Source organism: Cellulomonas citrea (assembly GCF_009829685.1).
GTDB classification, from domain to species: Bacteria; Actinomycetota; Actinomycetes; order Actinomycetales; family Cellulomonadaceae; genus Cellulomonas; species Cellulomonas citrea.
Map to the genome: position 1 here is coordinate 1 of NZ_VWSD01000254.1, position 2387 is coordinate 2387.

Sequence of the window (2387 nt, forward strand, 5' to 3'; positions counted from 1 at the left end):
GGCCACATCGGCCTCGAACGTCGCGACCGCCGAGGCGACCAGGCGCGTCGCACCGTCGGGGTGGTGGCAGGCACCGCGCCCCTCGACCAGCGCCGCATCGGCCAGCAGTCGTTCGACGGCTCCGCCGGCACCCCTGCCGTCCGCCAACCAGTCGACCGAGTCGGCGAGCGCCGGCAGCCCGAACACGCACGGCCCGCACTGCCGGGCGCTCATCGACGCCAGGTAGCGCACGACGTCGGCGGTCATCCGCAGCCCGCACGCGTCCTCGGCCAGCGGGATCACCACACCGGCGCCCAGCGTGAGGCCCTCGGCCCGCAGCGCCGCCTCGTCCACCGGCAGGTCGGCCAGCCGGTGCCACGGCGCCCACAGCCCGCCGTAGCCGCCGAGCAGCACCGCCTGCGGGCGCCGCGACCAGCCCAGGCCCGCGAGAAGCTGGGTGAACGTCGTGGCGCGTTCGACCTCGACCACCGCGCGGCGCTCACCGAGCACCGACAGCAGCCGCGTCGTCCTCGGGGCGTGGCCGCGCGCCGCCAGCGCGACGTGCGCGAGCGTCTCGACGTTGTGCACGAGGGTGCGCGGCGCCCGCGGGTCCTGCGCCCGGCGCCGGACGGTGGGCAGCGCGGGGCCGCCGTGCACCGCCCGTGTGATGGCGCTCGCCTCACCGGCCAGGTAGTGCACCGGCCCGTCGAGCACCTCGACCGGCAGCCCGGGGTCGAGCCAGCGACGCTCGTCGAGGGCCGCACGCAACGTCCGGCGGCCGCCGTCGTCGTCGCCGTGCAACCAGACCACGGCCCGTTGCGCACCGAGGGCCTGGGCGGTGAGCAGCAGCCCGTCGAGCACGAGGTGCGGTCGCTGGCGCAGCAGGGTGCCGTCCTTGGCTGCGACCGGTTCGCTCTCGGCGCCGTTGGCCACGACGGTGAGCGGGCCGCGACCGGCGGCCGTCGAACGCCACTTGAGCGAGACCGGCACATGCGCGCCGCCGTGGCCGAGCAGCCCGGCGCGGTGCACCACGTCGAGCAGGGCCGGGGTGCCCACCGGCCGCGGGCCGAGCCGGTCCACGTGCTCGGACCAGGTCTCGGCGGGCACCGGCCGGACCGGGTCGGCGGGGCCGCCGCAGGCCAGCGGGACATCGGCCAGCAGCAGCCGTTCGCCCGGCTGCGCGGGGGCCCCGACCGTGCCGCCGTCACCGGGCAGGGTGGGGAAGGTGAGCGCGGTGGTCATCGACGGGCCTCCTCGATGCGTCCGGACCCGCCGAGGGCCGGCTCCGCCAGGTCGCGCGCCAGCTCCTGCACCCGGTCGCCCGGGGTGCGGGCCGCATACCGCGTGACCGCGAGGGCGAGCACGGCGCACCCGGTCGCCAGGTAGAAGCCGCGCAGCGCGACGACGTCGGACCCGGCGAGCACGCTGTGCGCCCACACCAGGCCGAGCACGACGACGGCGACCTTGTGGATGGGCCACCACAGCCGCCCGGCCACCCGGCCGGCGAACCGGGCCGTGAGCCCGGTGACCAGCCCCGCCCACAGCGCGAGCACCCCGAGGGTCACCGGCACCGGGCGGTAGACCGAGGCCATCGGCAGCAGGGCACCGACCCAGCCGACCTTCGCCCACGGGTCGGTGGCCAGCACGACGACGTGCAGCACCGTGAACACGAGCGTGAAGGTCGCCAGGCCCACGTGCACCGCCAGCCGGGTGCGCGGCGAGGGCAGGTGCAGGTGCCGCGACCACGGGTGCGCGAGCACCAGCCCGGTGGTCACGAGCGCCAGCAGCAGCACGTACGACGTGAGCCCCGAGGCCCGGCCGAACACCCACGGCACCTTCGACCCGCCGAGCGCGTCCAGCACCAGCCACCCTGCGGCGGCCAGGCTGCCGGCGGTCGCCAGCACCAGGGCGCCGGCGCCGAGCCCGAGCACGACGGGCGGCGGCTCGTGGCGGCTCATCGGGCGACCCGCCACAGCACGTGCGGCTCCATGGCCGCCGAGACCTGCACCCGCCCGTCCTCGTGCACCCAGGCCGCGGCCAGGTCGCGCACATGCGCCTGGGCGGCGATCTCGGCCGCCCCGGCCAGGAAGAGGGTCTTGCTCCACACCTCGGCCCACGCCGGGTCGGTGTGCAGCACCGTGACGGCGGCCAGACCCGCGCCGCCGGGGGTCCCGGTGCGCGGGTCGACGAGGTGGTGCACCGTTCGCCCGCCGGCGGTCCAGCGCCGGCGGCGGGTCGACGACGTCGCGCAGCCCTGGTCCTCGACGCGCAGCACGAGCACGGGTGAGTCACCGCCGTGCGGGTCCTCGACGCCGACCTTCCAGCCGTCACCGTCGGGCCCGGGGCCGCCGAGCCACTCGTCGCCACCCGCGTCGACCAGCACCGACGCACCGGCGCCGGCGAGCTCG

Annotated in this window: 3 protein-coding genes; all 3 read right to left on the minus strand. The window is 77.3% G+C overall.

The annotated features are described in order from the left end of the window. Positions 1-1221, minus strand: a 1221-nt coding sequence (locus F2B26_RS15820) for an NADH-ubiquinone oxidoreductase-F iron-sulfur binding region domain-containing protein (RefSeq protein ID WP_159810988.1), incomplete at its 3' end; no start/stop codon positions are given. After that, a complete protein-coding gene (locus tag F2B26_RS15825) occupies positions 1218-1937 on the minus strand; it encodes a ferric reductase-like transmembrane domain-containing protein (protein WP_159810990.1) in 720 nt (239 codons plus the stop codon). The genes F2B26_RS15820 and F2B26_RS15825, both read right to left, overlap by 4 nt. Then, positions 1934-2387: FAD:protein FMN transferase (locus F2B26_RS15830; RefSeq protein ID WP_201292788.1), on the minus strand; the 454-nt coding region annotated here is incomplete at its 5' end. The genes F2B26_RS15825 and F2B26_RS15830, both read right to left, overlap by 4 nt.